Source organism: Mucilaginibacter terrae (assembly GCF_042679325.1).
Classification (GTDB): Bacteria; Bacteroidota; Bacteroidia; order Sphingobacteriales; family Sphingobacteriaceae; genus Mucilaginibacter; species Mucilaginibacter terrae.
Genome location: NZ_JBHTMJ010000001.1, coordinates 441,720 through 461,866 on the forward strand (window position 1 = coordinate 441,720; position 20,147 = coordinate 461,866).

Consider the following 20,147-nt stretch of genomic DNA (forward strand, 5'->3'; position numbering starts at 1 on the left):
ACTATAACAAGGTGGGTGGATTGGTGGTGTTGAGGTTAATTTGCTCAACCAGCTCATCTACCCATCCTGCAAAGTAAGGTTCGCTTCCTTCCAGGCGTATCCAATTACCGTCGGTATCTTTGGCAATAATCAGGTGCAGGGTATCATCAATGGAATTAAACTCGTACGCCTGAGGGTAACCGGTATAATTAATTACATCTACTATACCTTCTACCGGGCTGTCCGATCCGGTTAAAACGGCATTAAATTGTTGTTCCATAAGTGTATGTTATAAGGGTAAATGATAATTATGAATGGATAATAACATTAAGCTGCTATTTGTTTTGCCTGTTGCCGATGTTACTTTAACTAACTATTAAAACTATTAAGCAAAGAGGGGCGTTATATAAATCATCAATTACTAATTATGATCTTTAATAAAAGTGTAAAGTATTTTCAGGTTGCCCAGGGTGTTTGGGGCATGCGTATTTTGTTTGTTAATGTGTACATTATTGCCAACCGCAGGGGCTTCCCAAAAGGGTGGGTACTGGTTGATGCCGGTGTGGAAGGCTCGGCCAACCGTATCATCGCTATGGCCGAAGCAATTTTCGGCCCGGGTACACGGCCGTCGGCAATAGTACTAACCCACGCACACGCCGACCATACCGGCGCGCTGCCCGAGTTGCTCAAACACTGGGATGTGCCTGTTTACGCCCACGAACTGGAGGTGCCTTACTTAACGGGTAAATCATCATACCCACCGTCCGATCCAACAGTGGGTGAGGGTATCCTATCGCTCATGTCGGTGTTTTTTCGTAAAAAGCCTATAGATATCAGCAGGAACATTCGCATTATTGATATGGAAGAGGGGATAGCGCAACTACCCGAGTGGAAAGTTATACACACACCGGGGCATAGTCCGGGTCATATATCCTTGTTTTTGCCCTTAAATACTACGCTTATTGCGGGGGATGCCTTTGTAACTACCAAGCCCGAATCGGCGGTTTATATGCTGAATAATATCAAAAAACTATCGGGGCCACCGAGATTTATGACCACCGATTGGGTAGCAGCCGGGGCATCGGTAAAAATACTAAGCTACATGGAACCGCGCATTGCAGCAACAGGCCACGGGCCGGTTATGCGTGGCCGTGAACTACAGGAAGCCCTGCGCAACCTGGCCGATAACTTTGAAGAAATTGCCGTACCAATAGGCGGCCGCTATGCAGAAGAACCCGCCGGCGCCGACGAAACCGGAACTTATTATGTGCCGCCATTCAGATCTACCACCAAGTTTAAAGTGGTGTTAGGAATGGTTGCCTTATTAGCTGGTTTTGCAGTTACCCGCACTATGGTGAAATAATAAGCCGCAATATGCTAAATTTACCGTGTGGAAAATATAAAACCAGACGGTAAAATATTAGTGGAAATAGTTAAAATGCCCATGCCGTTTGGCAAATATAAAGGCACCTTACTTTGCGATTTGCCGGTGAGTTATTTAGAATGGATGCACCAGAAAGGGATGCCTGCGGGAAAGTTGGGCATGATGCTATCAACCGTGTACGAAATTAAAATAAATGGGCTTACCGAAATATTACACGCCGTAAAGAAATCTATTAAACCCAACAGGATGTAATTTACGTATATTGTATTATGAACAAATTTATCACATACTTAGCCGTTGTAGTAGTGTTTTTTAGCTGCAACTACGGAAAAGCTAATAGCAGCACTATAACCAGTAAAGATAACGACTTTGCTATATTACCCAAACCAAAACCGGGTGAACAGGTAGCTACCTTTGGCGGAGGTTGTTTTTGGGCTATGAGCGAAGCCTTGCTGGAATTGCGTGGTGTAAGCCAGGTAGTATCGGGCTATGCGGGTGGAAATACCAAAAACCCTACTTATGAGCAGGTTTGTACCCGCACTACTAACCATGCCGAAACGGTACAGGTTTATTACGACCCAAAACAAATAAGCTATGAAACGCTTGCCGAAGCTTTTTTTTATGCACACGACCCTACTACCATCAACCGCCAGGGACCTGATGAAGGTACCGATTACCGGTCGATAGCGTTTTACCGTACTCCACAAGAAAAACAAATGTTGGATGCCGAAATAGCTAAGGTAAATGCTTCCGGGCATTATGCAGGTAAGATAGTTACGCAGGTAGTTCCGTTTAAAGTATTTTACCCAGCCGAAAAATATCACCAGGGTTATTACCGGCTACATTTAAACGACAACCCTTACCTAACATCAGTTTCTATGCCTAAAATTATGAAAATGCGCAAGGCTATGAAAGCGCAATTGAAGCCCGATTTTCAAAAATTATAACCGGGTAAACCAACCTTTACGCCAAAAAAACAGTAACTGCAACAGGCCAACCAGCACCATAATACCAACGCAGTACACATAACCGTGTGGTTCGTACAATTCTGGCATATTGGCCGGCAGCGGCCTGTTGGTCAGCGGATCGGCAGGGGCAAAATTCATCCCGTAAACGCCGGCAACAAATGTTAGCGGTATAAATATAACCGATATAATGGTGAGTACCTTCATAATTTCATTCATGCGGTTGCTCACCATTGATAGGTAAAGATCAATGTTGGTAGCGCTTATTTCTTTGTAACTCTCAATTAGGTCAATGATCTGTACACAATGGTCGTAGGCATCGCGCAGGTAGGTTTTGGTTTCTTTGTTAATCAGCGTACTCTCGGTACGTATCATATCATTAATTTTATCGCGTTCGGGCCAGCTGGCGCGGCGTAGTAATATCAACGTACGTTTAAGGTGTTGCGTATCAAACATCACACTGCGTTCGGCATTCTGGTAAATCCGTTCTTCAATATCTTCCAGTTGGCCGCCAATTTGGTTTAAGGCAACAAAGTACCAATCTATAATGGTATCAAACAAAGCATAACAAACATAGCCAGGGCCTAAATTGCGAATAGGGCTTTTAGGGGTATTCAACCTTTTTTCTAACCCTTCAAAGTTTTCTTCATAAGTTTCCTCAAAGCTTATCACCATGTTGTCTTTCACAATAACCGAAAACTGGCTGTTGGTTATTACACAGTTATCATCACAGGTTATTAACCTGCTGGTGCCAAATACAAATTCACCATACTCATCAAACTTAGGCCGCTGGTGAGTGTTCATTATATCTTCCAGCACCAGTTCATTAATGCTCAACCTTTCGCCTATCTCTTCAATTAACTTATCATCGCCCAGGCCGTTTATTTTAATCCAATGGGTGTGTTCGCCACATTCTTTCAACTGGTTAAACACAGTTGAAAGATCTTCTCCCTCAGCCTTTACCAGTTCGGTATTGTTATACGAGTATATTTTAATATGCGGTTTTAACGCTCCCTCGGGCACACGGATCATGCCGGGCCTATCGCCTACGTTACCTGTACGGGGTTGTATCTTAATACGTTTTAATTTGTTCGGATTCATTTTTTGTTACAGGTAGTTAACGGCCTGAGGGCCTTGATTAAAAAGCAGATCGATAATACTCAGATCTTTTAAAAACCCCTTACGTTCTTCAAAAACCTGAAAATAAGGTTTTTGTTCAACACTGCTATCTTTTTTAGGATGGATGGTATTGCGGTAATCGGTCAGCTTCAAATAATCCCGGTGATACTCATCGGTGTATTGCAGTGGTAGGGGCATCTTTAAAAATTTAAGTACCATGGTCAGCAGTTCCTCATTATAGTCGAATAATGTTGTAAATCGCTGCTCATAAAAACGGGCAAAATCATCTTCATAAAATTCAAAATAGGCCGAGCGGCGGTAACAGGTTTGCAAGCCCATCCAGTGTAAACGCTGCCAGGCAAAATCGTTGCTTATCTTTACATCTTTAATGGGCGTATGTACCTTAGAACCCTTAACAACAGGTACCACCAGTGTTAGTACGCCGTCGGGCGAGTATATATTGGCTCTGTTACGATAGGTTTGCTTAGGGAAATGCTCATGCTTTTCTACCAGTACATGCGGTTTATGCTGGTTTATAGCAGTAAAGTACGATACCGGCGGTAAATAAAACATAGGCAGTAAGGCACCGTTTTCCATCATATATTTTTATGTTTGTGGCTTTGAAAATTATTTTGCGAAAGTAATGATAAAGAAAGGTTTTTCCAGCTTGGGTGTAGGTTTGCTATACCTGCTGTCGTTGCTGCCTTACTTTGTGCTCTACTATATAGCCGATGTTATTTTTTTAGTGGTTTACTATTTAATCCGTTACCGCCGTAAGGTGGTGCAGGAAAACCTGGCTAATGCATTCCCCGAAAAACCGCTGGCCGAACTTCGGGCTATTGAAAAGAAGTATTTCCGTTTCCTGGCCGATTTGATTATGGAAACCATCAAGCTCAAAACACTATCGGCCGAAGAAACCATTAAGCGGGTAGTAGTAAGGGATGACGCTTTACTTACTAACGAAGCTTTTAAGCAGGGTAAAAGCATTGTTGCGGCGGTAGGTCATTATGGCAACTGGGAGAGTGGTTGTTTGCGCATGGGATTAATTAAAGAGCGACCCTGCATTATAGCCTATAAACCGCTAAACAACCCGGTTTTTGACCGTTATTTTTTAGAAATGCGGTCGCGCTTTGGAGCCATTATGGTAACAATGAAGGGTACATTTCGTAAAGTAGTTGAATATCGAAAACAGGTAACGCTTACCGTACTGGCGGGCGACCAAACTCCGGCGCAAGAAGAGGCCACTTACTTCACTAATTTTTTAAATCAACCAACGGCTGTATTTTTAGGGGTCGAAAAACTGGCAAAAGCAACCGATAGCCTGGTTGTTTTTTGTGATGTAAGGCGTGTAAAACGTGGGTATTACTCCTGTACATTTGTACCTTTGTTTGATAATCCTAAACTAACTGCCGAATACGAAATAACCAATGCCCATGTGCGGTATCTGGAAAAAGTGATACGTGAAGAACCTGAATACTGGCTATGGTCGCACCGCAGGTGGAAGTTTAAGCCGGAGGATAGATAATAAATGAATAGAACACCTAAAGTTGCTGTTGTTATTTTAAACTGGAACGGCCTCAGATTTTTACAGCAATTTTTGCCTTCGGTACTGCAATCAACCTGGCCTAACCTGCAAGTAGTAGTGGGCGATAACGGCTCGACAGATGGTTCGGTAGACTTTTTGAAAGCCCGGTATGCTAACGAGGTTACGGTATTACAAAACCACCAGAACTACGGTTATACCGGTGGTTATAACCGGGTGATTAACCAGGTGGATGCCGACTACTACATCCTGTTAAACTCAGATATTGAAGTTACACCCGGCTGGATAGAGCCGGTTATTGCACTTATGGAAAGTGATGACCAGATAGCAGCAGCAGCACCCAAAATTAAATCGTACAACCGTAAGAACTATTTTGAACATGCCGGTGCCGCGGGTGGTTTTATAGATAAGTTGGGTTACCCGTTTTGCCGCGGCCGCCTGTTTTATGAAGTAGAAGAAGACTTAGGCCAGTATGACGAGTCGGGTGAAATATTTTGGGCATCGGGCGCGGCGTTATTTATCCGCAGTAAGTGCTGGCACGAGGTGTGTGGCTTTGACGAACGCTTTTTTGCACACATGGAAGAAATTGACCTGTGTTGGCGGTTAAAGAATATGGGGTACAAAGTTATGTACTGCGCCCAATCGGCCGTTTACCATGTGGGCGGCGGCACACTTAACACCGAAAACCCTTTTAAAACTTATCTTAATTTCCGTAATAATTTGTGGCTCATTAAAAAGAACATGTCGGCCATGCGCTCCACTTATGTAATAGGTATGCGCATGTGGCTTGATTTGCTTGCCCTGTTAAGATTTGTAGGGGAAGGTAAACGTAAAGATGCCTGGGCGGTAAGCAAAGCACACCAGAGCTTTGTGAGGAGCTTTTTTAAAAAGTCGGAAGTCCGAAGTCGGAAGTCCGAAGTCGGAAGTGAAGAGGCACTCACTGTAAGAGAGTTGGGGGGAGGAATTATCTCCGGCCATGAACCATTAACTAATAACCATCAACTATCTCCTAACAAATCCGGTTTATATAAACGCAGTATAGTAGCCGATTTTTTTGTGAAGAAGAAAACCAGGTTTACGGCTTTGGATCCCCGAGATTTTCATTAGCCGGTGGTGTGGGTTCGGCAACGGGTACCGGGATCTTTACATCGCTGGCAGGCATCTGTACATAAACTTCCTGCTTGGGTTGTGGTATCTCAATACCTTCGGCTTCAAACACTTTGTATATGGCCGATAGTATGCGGCTTTTTAGTTGCAGCCACATGGAAATATCGGCCGCCCAAAACAACACCTTAAAATCAACCGAGGTGGGCCCTAATTTATCCAGGAACACCATGGGTTCGGGGCTTTGCATAATATCGTCGCGCTTGGCTAATACTTCCCGCAATATCATCTTTACCTTATCTACATCGCAGCCGTAGGCTACATTAATTAACAGTTCAACCTGGCGGTTATTATCGCTTAATGTCCAGTTAATTACATGTTGCGAGATGAGGTCGCCATTGGGTATAATAATCTCGGCACCATTACCGGTAGCTATCTTGCTCGAGCGCATACCTATTTCTTTGATGGTGCCCGCCCGGTTGGCTACCTCTATTACATCGCCCACCTGCACCGGCTTTTCAAAGGCCAGTATTAAACCCGATACCAGGTTATTTACTATGTTTTGCAGACCAAAACCCACACCAACACCCAGGGCACTAATTATAATGGTGATTTTATCTAACGGGAAACCCGATGCCGCGATAGCTAATAAAAAGCCAACACTGAACACCGCTATACGAACCAGCAGTAACGAAGTACGGGTTTTACGCTGTACCGACGTAGCCGATTTTTGCTGATCGGCAAAGTCATAAAAATAACTTACCACACGGGCTATAACGCTCGAAAGCCATATTACACCCACAAAAATGATAATGCTGTTGAACGTAAATAGGGTACCGCCAACCTTGCGCGATTCGGTTAAAAAACTGCCGATGAGGCTAAACACACTGTCTTCCACACTAATGTTTTGCAGTAAAGTTACCACCCACATAATAATGGCCACCATATACAGGATGCTTTTGAACTTAGCTTGCAGCAATTTAAAATCAAGGTAAGTGCTGATGCTGTCCTTATCTATTTTATGGGCTTCCAACTGTAAAAAAAGGCTTTGCACCAATATTTGTACCAGGTAATACAGGCTTAAAGCCAGCCAAAAGTTATAAACAGCGGTTACTCCAATTATTTTGGCCAGGCTAAAACGCCCTGCAATGTTAAATACAACCGAAATGGTTTCTAATATAATAAGCAGCCATAAAGCAATACGACTGTAAGGAATAACGGGTTCTTTACTTATGGTAAGCTGTTTGAGGAAAGCCCAGCTGATGTAAACAGTAGCAGCCGACAGCAGGAGTAAAGCCACCCGGTCAACATTAGAAATTTCGACAAAAAGGTTGCTTACACTTAATACTAATGTGATCCAGAATAATTTATGAAGATAATTAAAAGACGGTTTGTCGCAGGTTTTAAACGTTAAATATAATACGCTTAAAATAGTGAACATGAAAATAATTTCCAGGAAAACCACCGGCGGCTGGTCGTAAAAATAAGGTATAATAAGGGATGTTACCAGCAATGTTACTGCAACGGGATAGGCCGATACGTACTGGGTTTGCTTGAAGATCTCCAGGTAACCCGATTTGGTTTTGATGATTTTCCGGCGGGTGAAAATGATCCAGTAAAAGAAACCCACCAGTAGTATAAAGCCCAAAGCGTGTTTAAGCGATTCGCCGTTCAGTAGCTTAAAAAGTTTCAGGTTCATACTAACCGTACGCTCTAACGATGAGCCGAACGTGGTGCCCTCGGCCGGTTTCATATCCCATATATAGCCGTATTCGCAATTGAGTGCGTTCATACTAAAGTTCCTGATCTTGGCATTAATCATTTCCTTTTCCTCAATAATAGCTATATAAATGGAGGTTAGCCTGTTTTGCATCAGCCCTACGTTTAACAGGGCTTTACGGTTAATGGTATCCAGTTTATGCGCTTTAATTTCTATAGCAGCGCGCTGTTCTAAAAAGGTAATACGCAGGGTACTATCAGCCGGGAAAATCCTGAATATGGAGTCTCGTTCAACCTTGCCAATTCGCTCATCAATATCGGCCAGTTTTTCGTTGGCATCTTTTAAATCATCTTGCCAAACGTCCAGTCTATCCTGCTGTTTATTTAAAATATCGCGTATGGCATACAAATAGCGTAATGTACCCGATCTGTCGCGCGCTATTAAATTACGCATGGTAATGGTCAGTTTTTCTAAACGGGGAAGTTCGGCACTAATGGATGCGGTATCTAAACCCTTGCTCAGGGAATTTCCAATCTGGTTAAATTCCAGGGTGTAAAACTCAATACGCTGAAGTAAATTATTAGTGGATGTGTCGGAGGTTTTGTAGTACCTCATCATCGAATCGCGGCGTAGTATGGCTGTCCTGAGTGAGTCGCTTACCGAGCGTGACTTTTTTTTGCTGCTTTGAGCACTTACTACCAAAGGTAGGGCAAAAGCCAAAATAATAAAGCCTGATAAAAGTTTAATAGCAAATATTTTACGCATCAGAAAAAACAGGTCAATAGTACTGGTGAAAAAACAACACCCGCTTGTTAAAAAACGTATGCTTTTAGGTAGTTTTCAAGCGCTTATATAAGGTTTTTTTAAGTATTGATGAAGTTTTCTAAAGCCAAACGGTACGAATCCATCCCAAAACCTACTATTACACCACGGCAACTGGCGGCCAGCATAGATTGATGACGAAACGTTTCGCGCTTATAAACATTTGAAATATGCACTTCTATAACCGGTGTGGCAATAGCGGCAATAGCATCTGCAATGGCAATAGAGGTGTGCGTATAAGCACCGGCATTTATAATAATGCCATCGGCAGTAAAACCTACATTATGCAGTTTATCAATCAGTTCACCTTCTTTATTGCTTTGAAAATAGCTGAATGTATGCTCCGGGTAGCGTTGCTGCAGGGTAGCAAAGTAAGTTTCAAAGCTGGCATCGCCGTAAATAGATTTCTCTCTTACGCCAAGTAGGTTTAAATTTGGTCCGTTGATGATCTGTATATTCATTACCTTTCAAACTTAACTATAAAACATTAAAACTAAAACAGTGGATTGGCAGTCGGCAATAAAAGGTTTTCAAAACTATTTAAAACTCGAAAAATCGCTTTCCGAGAACTCCATTGATGCCTACAGCAGAGATATAGGTAGGTTGCGTGAATATTCTGAAATACAGATACCTGTGTTAAAGCCAGATAGTATCAGTTTAGCCGATTTGAGGTTGTTTATACAGTGGATAAATGAATTAGGGATGATTTCATCAACCCAGGCGCGTATCCTGTCGGGCATAAAATCATTCTATAAGTTCATGCTTATGGAGGATATGATAGTCAGTGATCCATCCGAACTGTTAGAGTCGCCAAGGATACAGCGTAAGCTACCCGATACATTAAGTTATAATGAGATCAATGAACTGATAGCTGCCGTTGACCTTTCCAAACCCGACGGTTCACGTAATAAAGCCATATTGGAAATGCTGTACAGTTGCGGTTTACGAGTATCTGAGCTTACCGAACTTAAACTCTCTAACTTATACCTGGATATTGAATTTATAAAAGTAGTTGGTAAGGGCAATAAAGAAAGGTTGGTACCCATTAGCAACACAGCCATTAAAGCCCTGCAGCAATGGCTGGAATATGGCAGGGCGCATGCTGTTGTGAAAAAAGGCGAAGAGGATATGGTTTTTTTAAACAGGCGGGGCAGCAGGCTTACCCGGGTATTTATTTTTATGATAATTAAACAATTAACCCAAAGTATTGGCTTAAAAAAGAAGATCAGTCCGCACACTTTTCGTCATTCGTTTGCTACGCACTTAATAGAGGGCGGGGCCGATCTGCGTGCCGTACAGGAGATGTTAGGTCACGAAAGTATTACCACAACCGAAATTTATACACACCTTGACAGAGAATACCTGAAAAGTACCATTATTCAATATCACCCAAGAAGTTGAATGTCATATTGTTAATGATAACCTGCATAAGGCATGGCATTATCATACACGCAGATGTTTACTGCTTACAATTCAGTATGGTTAATAAACATCACATTTACGTTTTATTATTTAATGTATAATAATAGCTTTGTTGAAATTAGCCTGGTTATCTACTTAAATAAAATTCATGTCTACACAAGGTTCCGAACAAAATACTTATTTGCCGCCGGTTATTTTTGGCACCAGTGGTTTAGGTAATTTATACACTATTTTACCTCAAAAAGAGAAATGTGCTATTATTAAAGCTTTTGTTGACAATAGCGCTAAACCAGCAGTTTTCGATTCGGCCGGAAAATATGGTGCAGGTTTGGCACTCGAGTCGTTAGCTCAATCTTTAAAAGAATTAAACATAGATCCGGGTGATGTACTGATCAGCAATAAATTAGGCTGGCTGCGTACAGAACTTAAAACGCCTGAACCCACTTTTGAACCAGGTGTATGGAAAGGGCTCCAATTTGATGCGATACAGCAAATTAGTTACAATGGCATACTCGAATGTTACGAACAAGGTAATACGCTGCTGGGCCATTACCCGGCTAAACTGGTATCGGTACATGACCCTGACGAGTATTTGAATGCCGCTACTGATGATACCGACCGTAACAAACGTTACCAGGATATTTTAGATGCTTACAAAGCCTTAGCCGAGTTAAAACAACAAGGCAAAGTTAAAAGTGTAGGTGTAGGAGCCAAAGACTGGAAGATTATTGAACGTATTAGTACCGATGTAAAGCTGGATTGGGTAATGATAGCCAATAGTATGACCGTGCACAGCCATCCAACCGCGCTGTTGGCTTTTATGAAAAAACTTCAGCAACAGGGTATCGGTATTATTAACTCTGCTGTGTTTAATGGCGGTTTTTTAACCGGGGGCGATTACTACAATTATCATTTAATTGATGCCGAAAGCCCCGAAGGAAAGGAACTTTACCAGTGGCGTGAAAGCTTTTATGCACTTTGTAATAAGCACCAACTGGAACCGGCCGCGGTATGTGTACAATTTGGGCTGGCGGCACCGGGAGTGGGTAGTATAGCTATGAATACTTCTAACCCTAATCGGGTAGCTCATAATTCGGGTATGATAGATACTGAAATATTACCGGAGTTTTGGACTGAATTATTTGAGGAAAAGTTAATAACCCAGCAAGGCCTGGAAATGGTTCAGTCGAAATATTCATCTAATTGATAAACATGTTTAGCTTAGCAAATAAAGTAGCCGTTATAACCGGTGGAGGCAGTGGTATTGGCAAGGCAGCGGCAATAATGTTTGCCCGGCAAGGTGCAGCAGTACATATTATTGATCTCAATGCCGACCAGGCCATAGAAACTACCCGTGAAATAACCGCAGCAGGCGGACAAGCCCGCATGCATACGGCCGATGTTAGTAATCAGCAGCAAATTAAAGATATTGTGGCATCTCTAAGCCGGGTGGATATACTGGTTAATAATGCAGGAATTGCACATATAGGCCGTGCCGATAATACCAGTGAGGAAGATTTTGACCGTATATATCGCGTAAACGTAAAAGGTGCTTACAATAGTCTGCATGCTATTTTGCCGCTTATGGTTAAGCAAAAGGGTGGCGCCATACTTAACCTGGCATCTATAGCGGCGCACGTAGGGCTAACCGACCGTTTCGCCTATTCCATGAGCAAAGGAGCTATTCATGCGATGACGCTTTCTGTAGCGCGCGATTATATTCAATACGGCATTCGCTGCAACAGCATATCGCCGGCGCGGGTACATACGCCTTTTGTAGATGGCTTTATTGCCAAAAACTACCCCGGCCAGGAAGCCGAGATTTTTGATAAGTTGTCCAAATCACAGCCAATAGGCCGTATGGGTACACCCACCGATCTGGCTTCGCTGATGTTGTACCTGTGCTCGGACGAAGCATCGTTCATTACCGGCAGCGATTATGCTATAGATGGCGGCTTTATTACCTTAAATACATAGTTTAACACCATCAAAATATACCCCTTATGAAACTAATAAGATTTGGCCAACCGGGCCAGGAAAAACCTGGTGTGCTAATTAACAATAAACGCTACGATGTTTCGGGATTTATACCCGATTATAATGAAACCTTTTTTGAAACTGATGGACTGGATAAGCTGAAACATATTGTTGAGGAACATGGAACTGATTTGCCAGCAGTAGATGATGATGAACGTTTGGGAAGTCCGGTTGCACGCCCGTCTAAATTACTTTGCATAGGTTTAAACTATGCCGATCATGCTGAAGAAACCGGCGCACCTTTACCACCTGAGCCGGTATTGTTTATGAAGAGCACTACGGCCGTAGTTGGTGCGTTTGATGATGTAGTAATTCCTAAAAATTCTTTTAAAACTGATTGGGAAGTGGAACTTGCCATAGTAATTAATAAAAAAGCAAGTTATGTTAACGAAGCTGATGCGGCCAGCTATATAGCCGGATATGTATTGCACAATGATGTATCGGAGCGTGAATTTCAGTTAGAGCGTAACGGTACCTGGGATAAGGGAAAAGGCTGTGATACTTTTGCGCCATTAGGCCCGTTTTTAGCCACTGCCGATGAAGTGGCCGATGTAGATAATTTAAAATTGTGGTTAAGCGTTAACGGTCAAATGATGCAAAATGGCACAACCGCTAATCTCATCTTTAATATCCCATTCCTAATATCTTATGTAAGCCAGTTTATGACCCTGTTGCCCGGCGATGTAATTTCTACCGGAACTCCGGCAGGAGTAGGCCTGGGCTTTAAACCGCCGGTTTACTTAAAACCCGGCGATGTGATAGAATTAGGCATCGACGGTTTGGGTACACAAAAGCAAACGGTTAAAGCTTACGGCGCGTAGCCATTACCAGTACATACATTTTTTAAAAAGCTGCGGTTAATTAGCTGCGGCTTTCGTGGTTTAGAAATACATCTGTCATAGTCAATTTGAGCACTTTTTCCGGGGAAGGTTTAAGTGGGGCTTTGAGGAGCGTATTGCCCAAAGCGTAAGAAATTTCTGAATCAATAACCATCGGCTCAATTAATACGTATAACACATTATACTTATTAAATGAGCGTAATAAATGTACTTTAGCTATTTTACAAAGGTTATTATTGGTAATACACTTAGTGGCTGATAATTTGCTTTTAATAATTAATACGATAACCAGAACCAATTTTTTAATATGATTAGTACTGATAGGCGTTTAAGCATTGTTTATGCCTGTGATAACAATTTTGTGCCTTTGCTGGCTGCATCCATTAAATCTTTAGAGATCAATTCAGCCGGGTCGCAAAAAGACATTTATATTATTGATGATGGTATCAGCGCAGCAAATCGTCAAAAAATCCTTGAATCAATTAGCAGTAACGAGATAAATATCCAATTTTTGTTAGTTAAAGATGTGGTTGGTAAAATTACTATACCATATTTTAACAATGCCGCCCTGCCTGTTACCACATTTTTTCGCTTGTTTGTACATACTTTTATACCTCCAGGAACCGAGCGCGTATTATACCTCGATTCGGATATGATTGTATTGGGCAATATTGCCGAGCTATGGGAGGTTGATTTTGGCGATAATATTATTGCTGCCGTGCAAGACCCTGGCATTAAAACCTTGGGTTGCTCCTGGGGGGGAGGCGTACGCAACTGGGCCGAACTGGGTTATCAATCAGAAGATAAATACCTGAATGCTGGTTTGCTATTAATTAATGTGGCTAAATGGAACGAGTTTGATGTTTGCACCAAAGCACTTGATGCCGCGGTTAAATACCAAAAATACATAGTGTACGGCGATCAGTACTGTTTAAATGCCGTGCTGGCCAACCGCTGGCTGCAATTGGATCCCGAATGGAATCACTTGGTAGATAATGACAAGCCCGGAGCCAAACTTTTACATTATATTGGTAATAAACCTATTTATACCAATTATACTTATAGCCAAAAATATAGAGATATATTTTTTGATTACCTCAACAAAACCGCCTGGAATAATTTTAAGCTGGTAGGAGCGTTTACGCGCAGGTTGAGGATGATCAGGCGTTTTATCAGGAAAATTACCGGTTAATTAATTAAGCTTAAATAGCATGGCTAAACACAAATTTGACCGGGTTACTCTATTAATAACACATTACAACCGCAGTAAATCATTGGAGTATTTACTTAAACGCTGTGCCGAAGAAGATCTGGAGTTTGAGGAGGTGGTAATATCTGACGATGGCAGCAAACCCGAGCATTTGGCTTATGTAAAACAATTGCAGGAAACCTATTTGTTTAAATTGATTACTACACCGGTAAATAAAGGTTTAGGTAACAATATTAATAAAGGGCAGGATGCTGTAAATACCCCGTACACCTTGTACGTACAGGAAGATTTTGAACCAACAACCTGTTTTGCCCCCAACTTTGCGAATGCCGTTAAATTAATGGATGAGGAAGATTGGGATCTTATCCGCTTTTATACATTTCCTTGGGCACCCTTTCCGTACTTGAAGGAGTACAAATACGGTTATGCCGAAATGCTGTTCAAACAAAGCTTATGGTATTTAAACCATTTGAAATTCAGGCTATATAGCGATCATCCACATTTACGCAGGTCTAACTATTTTGAAAAATTTGGCCGTTACCTGGAAGGTGAACGCGGCGATCCGACGGAGTACAACATGTGTATGCAGTTTATTATAAATAGGGGCAAGGCCTTATTATTTAACGGCCCCGATCTGTTTTTGCACGAGCACGGCGCCATTGAACCTAATACTATGGTGCGCAGCAAATGGAAATTAAGTAACTCTTTTTTGGTAAGTATGTTACGAACGCTTTATTTAAAGGGTAAAGTTGTGAAGAGCACTATTCAGTATAATAAGATGAAATAGCCTTTCATATATCTACGAACAATTAATTTCACGCTATCATCGTTAACCCGTAATGCTTTCAAAGATCAAGCAAATATTAGAGAAATTAAAGAACCCGCACATTGTCAATTTAATTGGCACTGCCGTTACGCAGGTACTTAACATGGTGCAAATTGCCATTTTGTTCAGGTATATGAGTATTGACAAGATGGGAGCCTGGTTTTTTTTTCAGGGTACGGTTGGCTTGGTAGATACGTTTAGGGCAGGTTTATTAAGTACCGCATTTATCACCTCTTATGCAGGTACTACCAAAGAACGTTCTGCCGAAGTTGCTGGTTCGGCCTGGTATTTGGCAACATGGATTACCGGACTATTTGTATTGGTTAACTTAGCTTACCTGGTTATTCCTTATCGGGTGGGCGATGTAGGTTTAGATCTTTTTCTCAAATGGTTTGGGTTGGTTTTCATCATTACCATGCCTTCTTTTTTAGCCAGTTGCATATTACAGGCCGAAAAACGATTTGATCGTTTGTTGTATATCCGTGCTACCAGTACCTGCTTATCCATATTTATGGTGATCGTATTAATTGCCTTAAACAAGCTCAACCTCATGATGGTAATTTATACCGGCTTTGTATCGGGCGGTATCACCAGTTTAATGACCATAGTTTTAGGATGGGCCCGCATCAATACCTTCTTTCATAAAACTACGCAAACGGTTAAAGCATTGTTCGCATTTGGTAAATTTAGTGTGGGTACTGCGCTGGGTAGCAGTATGTTCCGTAACTCCGATACGTACATTATTAATTTTATGCTGGGGCCAAGCAGTTTGGCCGTATATAATTTAGGCCTCCGTTTAATGGAGTTGGTAGAAATACCTTTGAGAAGTTTTGCCGCAACCGTAATGCCACCGCTTTCGGCAGCTTATAACCAGCACAATAAATACCATGTGATATACCTGCTTAAAAAATATTCGGGCTTACTAACTATTTTGCTTATTCCGGTGGTAATAGGTTCGCTTTTATTTGCCGAAGTGGCTATATGGATAGTTGATAAAAAATACCTGAGTACCGAAGCAGCCAATGTGTTTCGCGTGTTTATGACCTTTGCTTTGTTGTACCCGGTTGAACGATTTATGGCACTTACCCTGGATGCCATTAACCAACCTAAAGTTAACATGATCAAATTAATATTCATGCTTACAGCAAACATTGTTGGCGATTTTATTGGCGTGTGGGTGTTCGGTAATATTTACGGAGTGGCCTTTGCTACCATACTGCCCATTTTAACCGGTATGATTATTAGTTACCATTGGTTACAAAAATATATGAAGTTTGCCCTGTGGGATGTTTACAAAATTGGCTGGCTGGAAACCCAATGGCTTATAAAAGACAGCTGGGCTGTACTTCGCAAAAAGAAAGCTGCAGGTAATCCTTAACCTTAAAAAATATACCTAACATCAACCGTTCATATTAAGTTCTCAATTTGTGTACTTTAATAGGCCAGTGCATAAAAAGTGGTCTGTCTGAGCTTGTGGAACATTTATACGCTTTATGAAGTCTTCGATAAGCTCAAACTGATAAAAATCAGCACCAATTCGTGGACAAAAAACCCTCAAATAAATTCTACTAATTTTATAGACTTTGTACAAAAAGTATTATATATTTGCTATTATTTAATGAACGTTTTTTTATACTTATCCAGGAAAGACTGAGGGAAAAGCCCTGTGAAGTTTTTAGCAACCTATACCGGTTTACGCCAGGTAACATCGGCATCAAATTCAGGCAATTAAAAAATTATATGATCGTCCGGTTAATTAGCGAAGTACCGGGCATGATCTTCAATGGTAATACCGCAGAGGAGGCCAAAGTTTATATACCGTACTCAACGTAGGTTTACCCGCATTAAACTATAGCCTCAACTTGCTGCGATGTTTGGATGAGCAGGAAATTTCCGTATCGGGTGGGGAGCGCCTGTTCAACCGGGTCATCATCACACGTTTTGCAGGTAATTGATGCCGATGCCGGTAAAGAGAATATCAGGTTTTCGTTTAGCAAGTTGAATGCTTTTGCATAGATTGATCGGGTGATTGAAACTTTAGCCCAAATTTACCAAACCGTAGCCGCATAAAACCATTATATATTAATACATCTAAATATAAAATAACATGAGTTTAAGATTAGGCGATAAAGCCCCGAATTTCAAAGCAGACACCTCTATTGGGGTAATAGATTTTTACGAGTTTTTAGGCGAAAGCTGGGGAGTGCTGTTTTCGCACCCGGCCGATTATACACCGGTTTGTACTACCGAACTGGGCCGTACTGCTGCCCTTAAAGATGAATTTGAAAAACGTAATGTAAAAGTAGCCGCATTAAGCGTGGATTCGGCTGCTTCGCACCGGGAGTGGATTAAAGATATTAACGAAACACAAAATGTGGAAGTAGAGTTCCCGATCATAGCCGACGAGAACCGAGAAATTGCCGAGGCTTATGATATGATCCATCCTAATGCATCATTAACAGCAACGGTACGTTCATTATTCATCATTGCGCCCGACAAAACCATCAAGTTGATTATTACTTACCCGGCTTCAACAGGGCGTAATTTTCAGGAAATTTTAAGGGTGATAGACTCCTTACAACTGACCGCCAACTACAGCGTAGCCACCCCGGCCGATTGGAAAGCAGGTGAAGATGTAGTAATTACCCCGGCGGTAAAAGATGAAGATATTGCTGCTAAGTTTCCTAAAGGATATACTCGTGTGAAACCGTATTTGCGTTTAACGCCGCAGCCTGATAAGTAAACAAATAGCCCTCCCAATCCTTTTCGGGAGGGAGGGCTATTAAAATTACAGAAATTTTGTCATCTTGAACGATAGTAAGAGATCTTGTTCAAAATGCAAAATAGGCAACTTACTTAGTTTGACAAGATTTCTCGTTATCACTCGAAATGACATTTTTTGTTTGTGAGAAAACGAAGAGGGCATTCTACAATCCCACCATTGCCGAATCACCCAAATCAATCTCTTTAGTAATCAGATCGGCAATGCTGGTTTCCGATAATATTTTCAGTGTGGCATCGCGTATATCCATAAACATGCTGCGTATGCCGCACGTCGATTCGTTATGACATTCTTCGCAACGGTGGTAAAAATTTAAGCTCACGCAGGGTACCATGGCAATTGGTCCATCGGTAATGCGTAGTATGCTTACCAGGTAAATATCTTTAGGATCTTTGTTAATAGCGTAACCACCTCCGGCACCTTTTTTACTATATAAAAAGCCGGCTTTACGCAGTTCCAGTAAAATTACTTCCAAAAATTTCTTGGGTATTTTTTCCAGTTCGGCTATCTGCGCAATTTGCATAGGAGGATTATCTTTGTTCTTTCCTAAAACAATGAGCGCTTTAATGGCGTACTTGGTCTTTTTAGATAGCATATATCCCTAATTCAACTACAATGATATTAAAAAATTTGCACCCATACGCAAGCCGGTTGTTAATGAAGTAATATAATAGGCACGGGCAATTTAAATTATTACACAATACCCAATTAAAAATCTATTATGGTCAAATTATGAATAAAGAATAACTTTGAGCATGGATTTTTTGCATACCCTGTTAGGTGAGGATATAAAAGCCGGACTACTGATCATTTTAAACCTTATTGTTATCGAAAGCTTGTTATCGGTTGATAATGCCGCCGTACTGGCTACCATGGTGCTCGATCTGCCTAAGCATCAACGCAGTAAAGCGCTAAAATATGGTATTATAGGCGCATATTTTTTTAGAGGTGTATGTTTATTACTGGCAACCTGGCTGGTTAAAATATGGTGGTTAAAACCATTAGGCGGGTTATACCTGCTCTACCTTTCATTCACTTATTTCAAAAGCAAAGCAGCTGAAGGTAATGCCGAAGAAAATATTAATAAAGAAGAAAGTTGGTTTTACAAAGTAACGGTAGGTAAACTGGGGGCTTTTTGGGCTACCGTGGTTTTAGTGGAAATTATGGACCTGGCTTTCTCTATCGATAACGTGTTTGCAGCTGTTGCCTTCACCGATCATGTGTTCCTGATTTATACAGGGGTATTTATTGGCATATTAGCTATGCGTTTTGTGGCGCAGTTTTTTGTTAAATTGATGGAAAAATTCACTTTTCTGGAAACCATCGCTTACTTGGTGATAGGTGTGTTAGGTATTAAACTCTCTATATCGTTATATACTCACTTTTATCCCGAAACAGAAATTACGAAAATTATAGAAAGTGAACACACCGATATGTGGATTTCCGTATTCACCGTGGGTATTTTTATTATCCCGGTATTATCATCGCTTTTGTTTAATTTTCCTAAAAAGCATGTTGTTCATTATACAGAGGATTAAGCCCTATTAAATCCTCCCCCGGGAAGGGAGGGCTTTAAATATTAAGATCTCTTTAGCATAGAGTTTCATTCTCATTCTTCCTTAAATTGTCATAACCTTAACTAACTGAATAAAAGTTGTAACTTATAATGCCTATCGATGTCTATACGTTAATATTTAAACTATGTTAGTGGAAACCATACTTGATATAAGCAACCTGAGTAAAACTTATCAAAGTGCCGGTAAGGTGCTTTCGGTGCTCGATGATATTAATTTTTCAATTCTTACCGGCTCAACCAACGCCATTGTTGGTCCATCGGGCAGTGGCAAAACAACCCTGCTGGGCTTATGCGCCGGTCTTGACCGTTCCACATCGGGCAGTGTAGCCTTAAATGGTATTAATTTAAACGGTTTAAACGAAGATAAACGGGCACAGGTACGTAACCAGTTTGTAGGTTTTATTTTTCAGAACTTTCAATTGCTGCCCACGTTAACTGCTTTAGAGAACGTAATGGTGCCTTTGGAGCTCCGAGGTGAAAAAAACATCCGGGCAAGATCCTTAGATCTGTTAGATAAGGTAGGGTTGGCGAGCCGTAGCCATCATTATCCAACTCAACTATCGGGTGGCGAGCAGCAGCGGGTTTCTATTGCACGTGCGTTTTCTAACCAGCCTAAAATACTTTTTGCCGATGAACCTACCGGTAACCTGGATTCGGAAACAGGAGACAGGATAGAAAAGCTGTTGTTCGACCTTAACCAGGATGCCGGTACTACACTGGTACTGGTAACCCACGATTTGGAACTGGCCGGTAAAACACAACGCATATTAAGAATCAAGGGCGGCAAACTGGTAGCTGACGAAAAAACCAACGCCTGAG

The 20,147-nt window shown here is 41.5% G+C and carries 22 protein-coding genes; 16 read left to right on the forward strand and 6 right to left on the reverse strand.

Going from position 1 to position 20,147, the window contains the following annotated elements; all coding sequences use genetic code 11:
- Position 1 precedes the first annotated feature (1 nt).
- A complete protein-coding gene (locus ACFQ3S_RS01820; RefSeq protein WP_377160593.1) occupies positions 2 to 259 on the reverse strand; it encodes a hypothetical protein in 258 nt (85 codons plus the stop codon).
- 147 nt (positions 260 to 406) lie between these two features.
- On the opposite strand from ACFQ3S_RS01820, the gene ACFQ3S_RS01825 reads away from it, so the two are divergent.
- Genes ACFQ3S_RS01825 through msrA form a run of 3 tightly spaced genes read left to right on the forward strand, consistent with a single transcriptional unit; the run spans position 407 to position 2,310 of the window.
- Positions 407 to 1,342, forward strand: coding sequence for an MBL fold metallo-hydrolase (locus tag ACFQ3S_RS01825; RefSeq protein ID WP_377160595.1), 936 nt, complete (start codon positions 407 to 409; stop codon positions 1,340 to 1,342).
- 27 nt (positions 1,343 to 1,369) lie between these two features.
- Positions 1,370 to 1,615, forward strand: a complete 246-nt coding sequence (locus tag ACFQ3S_RS01830) for a DUF3820 family protein (protein ID WP_377160596.1) — start codon at positions 1,370 to 1,372, stop codon at positions 1,613 to 1,615.
- Positions 1,616 to 1,632: 17 nt separating this feature from the next.
- Positions 1,633 to 2,310 carry a peptide-methionine (S)-S-oxide reductase MsrA gene (gene msrA, locus ACFQ3S_RS01835; RefSeq protein WP_377160598.1) on the forward strand — a complete coding sequence of 226 codons (678 nt, stop codon included), beginning with the start codon at positions 1,633 to 1,635 and terminating at the stop codon, positions 2,308 to 2,310.
- On the opposite strand, the gene corA is transcribed toward msrA, so the two are convergent.
- Positions 2,305 to 3,429: a magnesium/cobalt transporter CorA gene (corA, locus tag ACFQ3S_RS01840; protein ID WP_377160600.1), complete on the reverse strand. Its 1,125-nt coding sequence runs from the start codon at positions 3,427 to 3,429 to the stop codon at positions 2,305 to 2,307. The genes msrA and corA overlap by 6 nt on opposite strands.
- 6 nt (positions 3,430 to 3,435) lie before the next feature.
- A complete protein-coding gene (locus ACFQ3S_RS01845; protein WP_377160602.1) occupies positions 3,436 to 4,047 on the reverse strand; it encodes a WbqC family protein in 612 nt (203 codons plus the stop codon).
- A 43-nt stretch (positions 4,048 to 4,090) separates the two neighbouring features.
- Here ACFQ3S_RS01845 and ACFQ3S_RS01850 point away from each other — a divergent pair, with 43 nt between their 5' ends.
- Both ACFQ3S_RS01850 and ACFQ3S_RS01855 read left to right on the forward strand, forming a co-directional pair.
- Complete coding sequence (locus ACFQ3S_RS01850) at positions 4,091 to 4,972, forward strand: lysophospholipid acyltransferase family protein (protein ID WP_377160604.1); 882 nt, start codon at positions 4,091 to 4,093, stop codon at positions 4,970 to 4,972.
- 3 nt (positions 4,973 to 4,975) lie between these two features.
- Positions 4,976 to 6,097, forward strand: a complete 1,122-nt coding sequence (locus ACFQ3S_RS01855) for a glycosyltransferase family 2 protein (protein WP_377160606.1) — start codon at positions 4,976 to 4,978, stop codon at positions 6,095 to 6,097.
- On the opposite strand, the gene ACFQ3S_RS01860 is transcribed toward ACFQ3S_RS01855, so the two are convergent.
- Together ACFQ3S_RS01860 and aroQ are read right to left on the reverse strand one after the other, a co-directional pair.
- Positions 6,066 to 8,579 carry a mechanosensitive ion channel family protein gene (locus tag ACFQ3S_RS01860; protein WP_377160608.1) on the reverse strand — a complete coding sequence of 838 codons (2,514 nt, stop codon included), beginning with the start codon at positions 8,577 to 8,579 and terminating at the stop codon, positions 6,066 to 6,068. The two genes, ACFQ3S_RS01855 and ACFQ3S_RS01860, sit on opposite strands and share 32 nt — an antisense overlap.
- A 98-nt stretch (positions 8,580 to 8,677) precedes the next feature.
- Positions 8,678 to 9,097 carry a type II 3-dehydroquinate dehydratase gene (gene aroQ, locus ACFQ3S_RS01865; protein WP_377160610.1) on the reverse strand — a complete coding sequence of 140 codons (420 nt, stop codon included), beginning with the start codon at positions 9,095 to 9,097 and terminating at the stop codon, positions 8,678 to 8,680.
- A 40-nt stretch (positions 9,098 to 9,137) separates the two neighbouring features.
- Between aroQ and xerD the strand changes: the two genes are divergently transcribed.
- The 9 genes from xerD to ACFQ3S_RS01910 all read left to right on the forward strand — a co-directional run bounded on the left by xerD (position 9,138) and on the right by ACFQ3S_RS01910 (position 17,713).
- Complete coding sequence (xerD, locus tag ACFQ3S_RS01870) at positions 9,138 to 10,037, forward strand: site-specific tyrosine recombinase XerD (protein WP_377160612.1); 900 nt, start codon at positions 9,138 to 9,140, stop codon at positions 10,035 to 10,037.
- A gap of 169 nt (positions 10,038 to 10,206) precedes the next feature.
- On the forward strand, positions 10,207 to 11,265 hold the full coding sequence (locus ACFQ3S_RS01875; protein ID WP_377160614.1) for an aldo/keto reductase: 1,059 nt from the start codon (positions 10,207 to 10,209) through the stop codon (positions 11,263 to 11,265).
- Between the two features lie 5 nt (positions 11,266 to 11,270).
- Positions 11,271 to 12,035 carry an SDR family NAD(P)-dependent oxidoreductase gene (locus tag ACFQ3S_RS01880; RefSeq protein WP_377160616.1) on the forward strand — a complete coding sequence of 255 codons (765 nt, stop codon included), beginning with the start codon at positions 11,271 to 11,273 and terminating at the stop codon, positions 12,033 to 12,035.
- Positions 12,036 to 12,061: 26 nt separating this feature from the next.
- Complete coding sequence (locus ACFQ3S_RS01885; protein WP_377160618.1) at positions 12,062 to 12,916, forward strand: fumarylacetoacetate hydrolase family protein; 855 nt, start codon at positions 12,062 to 12,064, stop codon at positions 12,914 to 12,916.
- Positions 12,917 to 13,241: 325 nt separating this feature from the next.
- Positions 13,242 to 14,126, forward strand: a complete 885-nt coding sequence (locus ACFQ3S_RS01890) for a glycosyltransferase family 8 protein (RefSeq protein ID WP_377160620.1) — start codon at positions 13,242 to 13,244, stop codon at positions 14,124 to 14,126.
- A 19-nt stretch (positions 14,127 to 14,145) separates the two neighbouring features.
- Entirely contained in the window at positions 14,146 to 14,931 is a 786-nt protein-coding gene (locus ACFQ3S_RS01895) for a glycosyltransferase (RefSeq protein ID WP_377160622.1), read from the forward strand.
- 52 nt (positions 14,932 to 14,983) lie between these two features.
- On the forward strand, positions 14,984 to 16,348 hold the full coding sequence (locus ACFQ3S_RS01900; RefSeq protein ID WP_377160624.1) for a lipopolysaccharide biosynthesis protein: 1,365 nt from the start codon (positions 14,984 to 14,986) through the stop codon (positions 16,346 to 16,348).
- Positions 16,349 to 16,848: 500 nt separating this feature from the next.
- Positions 16,849 to 16,986, forward strand: a complete 138-nt coding sequence (locus ACFQ3S_RS01905) for a hypothetical protein (RefSeq protein ID WP_377160626.1) — start codon at positions 16,849 to 16,851, stop codon at positions 16,984 to 16,986.
- 91 nt (positions 16,987 to 17,077) lie between these two features.
- On the forward strand, positions 17,078 to 17,713 hold the full coding sequence (locus ACFQ3S_RS01910; RefSeq protein ID WP_377160628.1) for a peroxiredoxin: 636 nt from the start codon (positions 17,078 to 17,080) through the stop codon (positions 17,711 to 17,713).
- A 184-nt stretch (positions 17,714 to 17,897) separates the two neighbouring features.
- Here ACFQ3S_RS01910 and ACFQ3S_RS01915 read toward each other — a convergent pair whose 3' ends face one another.
- Positions 17,898 to 18,347: an RrF2 family transcriptional regulator gene (locus tag ACFQ3S_RS01915; protein ID WP_377160630.1), complete on the reverse strand. Its 450-nt coding sequence runs from the start codon at positions 18,345 to 18,347 to the stop codon at positions 17,898 to 17,900.
- Between the two features lie 160 nt (positions 18,348 to 18,507).
- On the opposite strand from ACFQ3S_RS01915, the gene ACFQ3S_RS01920 reads away from it, so the two are divergent.
- Together ACFQ3S_RS01920 and ACFQ3S_RS01925 are read left to right on the forward strand one after the other, a co-directional pair.
- A complete protein-coding gene (locus tag ACFQ3S_RS01920; protein ID WP_377160632.1) occupies positions 18,508 to 19,290 on the forward strand; it encodes a DUF475 domain-containing protein in 783 nt (260 codons plus the stop codon).
- Positions 19,291 to 19,453: 163 nt separating this feature from the next.
- Positions 19,454 to 20,146, forward strand: coding sequence for an ABC transporter ATP-binding protein (locus tag ACFQ3S_RS01925; protein ID WP_377160634.1), 693 nt, complete (start codon positions 19,454 to 19,456; stop codon positions 20,144 to 20,146).
- Position 20,147: the final 1 nt, after the last annotated feature.

What these genes read in the sequence shown, in the direction of transcription:
- ACFQ3S_RS01820 (WP_377160593.1), bottom strand. Translation starts at nt 259, where the DNA reads ATGGAACAACAATTTAATGCCGTTTTAACCGGATCGGACAGCCCGGTA.
- ACFQ3S_RS01825 (WP_377160595.1), top strand. Translation starts at nt 407, where the DNA reads ATGATCTTTAATAAAAGTGTAAAGTATTTTCAGGTTGCCCAGGGTGTT.
- msrA (WP_377160598.1), top strand. Translation starts at nt 1,633, where the DNA reads ATGAACAAATTTATCACATACTTAGCCGTTGTAGTAGTGTTTTTTAGC.
- corA (WP_377160600.1), bottom strand. Translation starts at nt 3,429, where the DNA reads ATGAATCCGAACAAATTAAAACGTATTAAGATACAACCCCGTACAGGT.
- ACFQ3S_RS01845 (WP_377160602.1), bottom strand. Translation starts at nt 4,047, where the DNA reads ATGATGGAAAACGGTGCCTTACTGCCTATGTTTTATTTACCGCCGGTA.
- ACFQ3S_RS01850 (WP_377160604.1), top strand. Translation starts at nt 4,091, where the DNA reads ATGATAAAGAAAGGTTTTTCCAGCTTGGGTGTAGGTTTGCTATACCTG.
- ACFQ3S_RS01855 (WP_377160606.1), top strand. Translation starts at nt 4,976, where the DNA reads ATGAATAGAACACCTAAAGTTGCTGTTGTTATTTTAAACTGGAACGGC.
- ACFQ3S_RS01860 (WP_377160608.1), bottom strand. Translation starts at nt 8,579, where the DNA reads ATGCGTAAAATATTTGCTATTAAACTTTTATCAGGCTTTATTATTTTG.
- aroQ (WP_377160610.1), bottom strand. Translation starts at nt 9,097, where the DNA reads ATGAATATACAGATCATCAACGGACCAAATTTAAACCTACTTGGCGTA.
- ACFQ3S_RS01875 (WP_377160614.1), top strand. Translation starts at nt 10,207, where the DNA reads ATGTCTACACAAGGTTCCGAACAAAATACTTATTTGCCGCCGGTTATT.
- ACFQ3S_RS01880 (WP_377160616.1), top strand. Translation starts at nt 11,271, where the DNA reads ATGTTTAGCTTAGCAAATAAAGTAGCCGTTATAACCGGTGGAGGCAGT.
- ACFQ3S_RS01885 (WP_377160618.1), top strand. Translation starts at nt 12,062, where the DNA reads ATGAAACTAATAAGATTTGGCCAACCGGGCCAGGAAAAACCTGGTGTG.
- ACFQ3S_RS01890 (WP_377160620.1), top strand. Translation starts at nt 13,242, where the DNA reads ATGATTAGTACTGATAGGCGTTTAAGCATTGTTTATGCCTGTGATAAC.
- ACFQ3S_RS01895 (WP_377160622.1), top strand. Translation starts at nt 14,146, where the DNA reads ATGGCTAAACACAAATTTGACCGGGTTACTCTATTAATAACACATTAC.
- ACFQ3S_RS01900 (WP_377160624.1), top strand. Translation starts at nt 14,984, where the DNA reads ATGCTTTCAAAGATCAAGCAAATATTAGAGAAATTAAAGAACCCGCAC.
- ACFQ3S_RS01905 (WP_377160626.1), top strand. Translation starts at nt 16,849, where the DNA reads ATGAGCAGGAAATTTCCGTATCGGGTGGGGAGCGCCTGTTCAACCGGG.
- ACFQ3S_RS01910 (WP_377160628.1), top strand. Translation starts at nt 17,078, where the DNA reads ATGAGTTTAAGATTAGGCGATAAAGCCCCGAATTTCAAAGCAGACACC.
- ACFQ3S_RS01915 (WP_377160630.1), bottom strand. Translation starts at nt 18,347, where the DNA reads ATGCTATCTAAAAAGACCAAGTACGCCATTAAAGCGCTCATTGTTTTA.
- ACFQ3S_RS01920 (WP_377160632.1), top strand. Translation starts at nt 18,508, where the DNA reads ATGGATTTTTTGCATACCCTGTTAGGTGAGGATATAAAAGCCGGACTA.
- ACFQ3S_RS01925 (WP_377160634.1), top strand. Translation starts at nt 19,454, where the DNA reads ATGTTAGTGGAAACCATACTTGATATAAGCAACCTGAGTAAAACTTAT.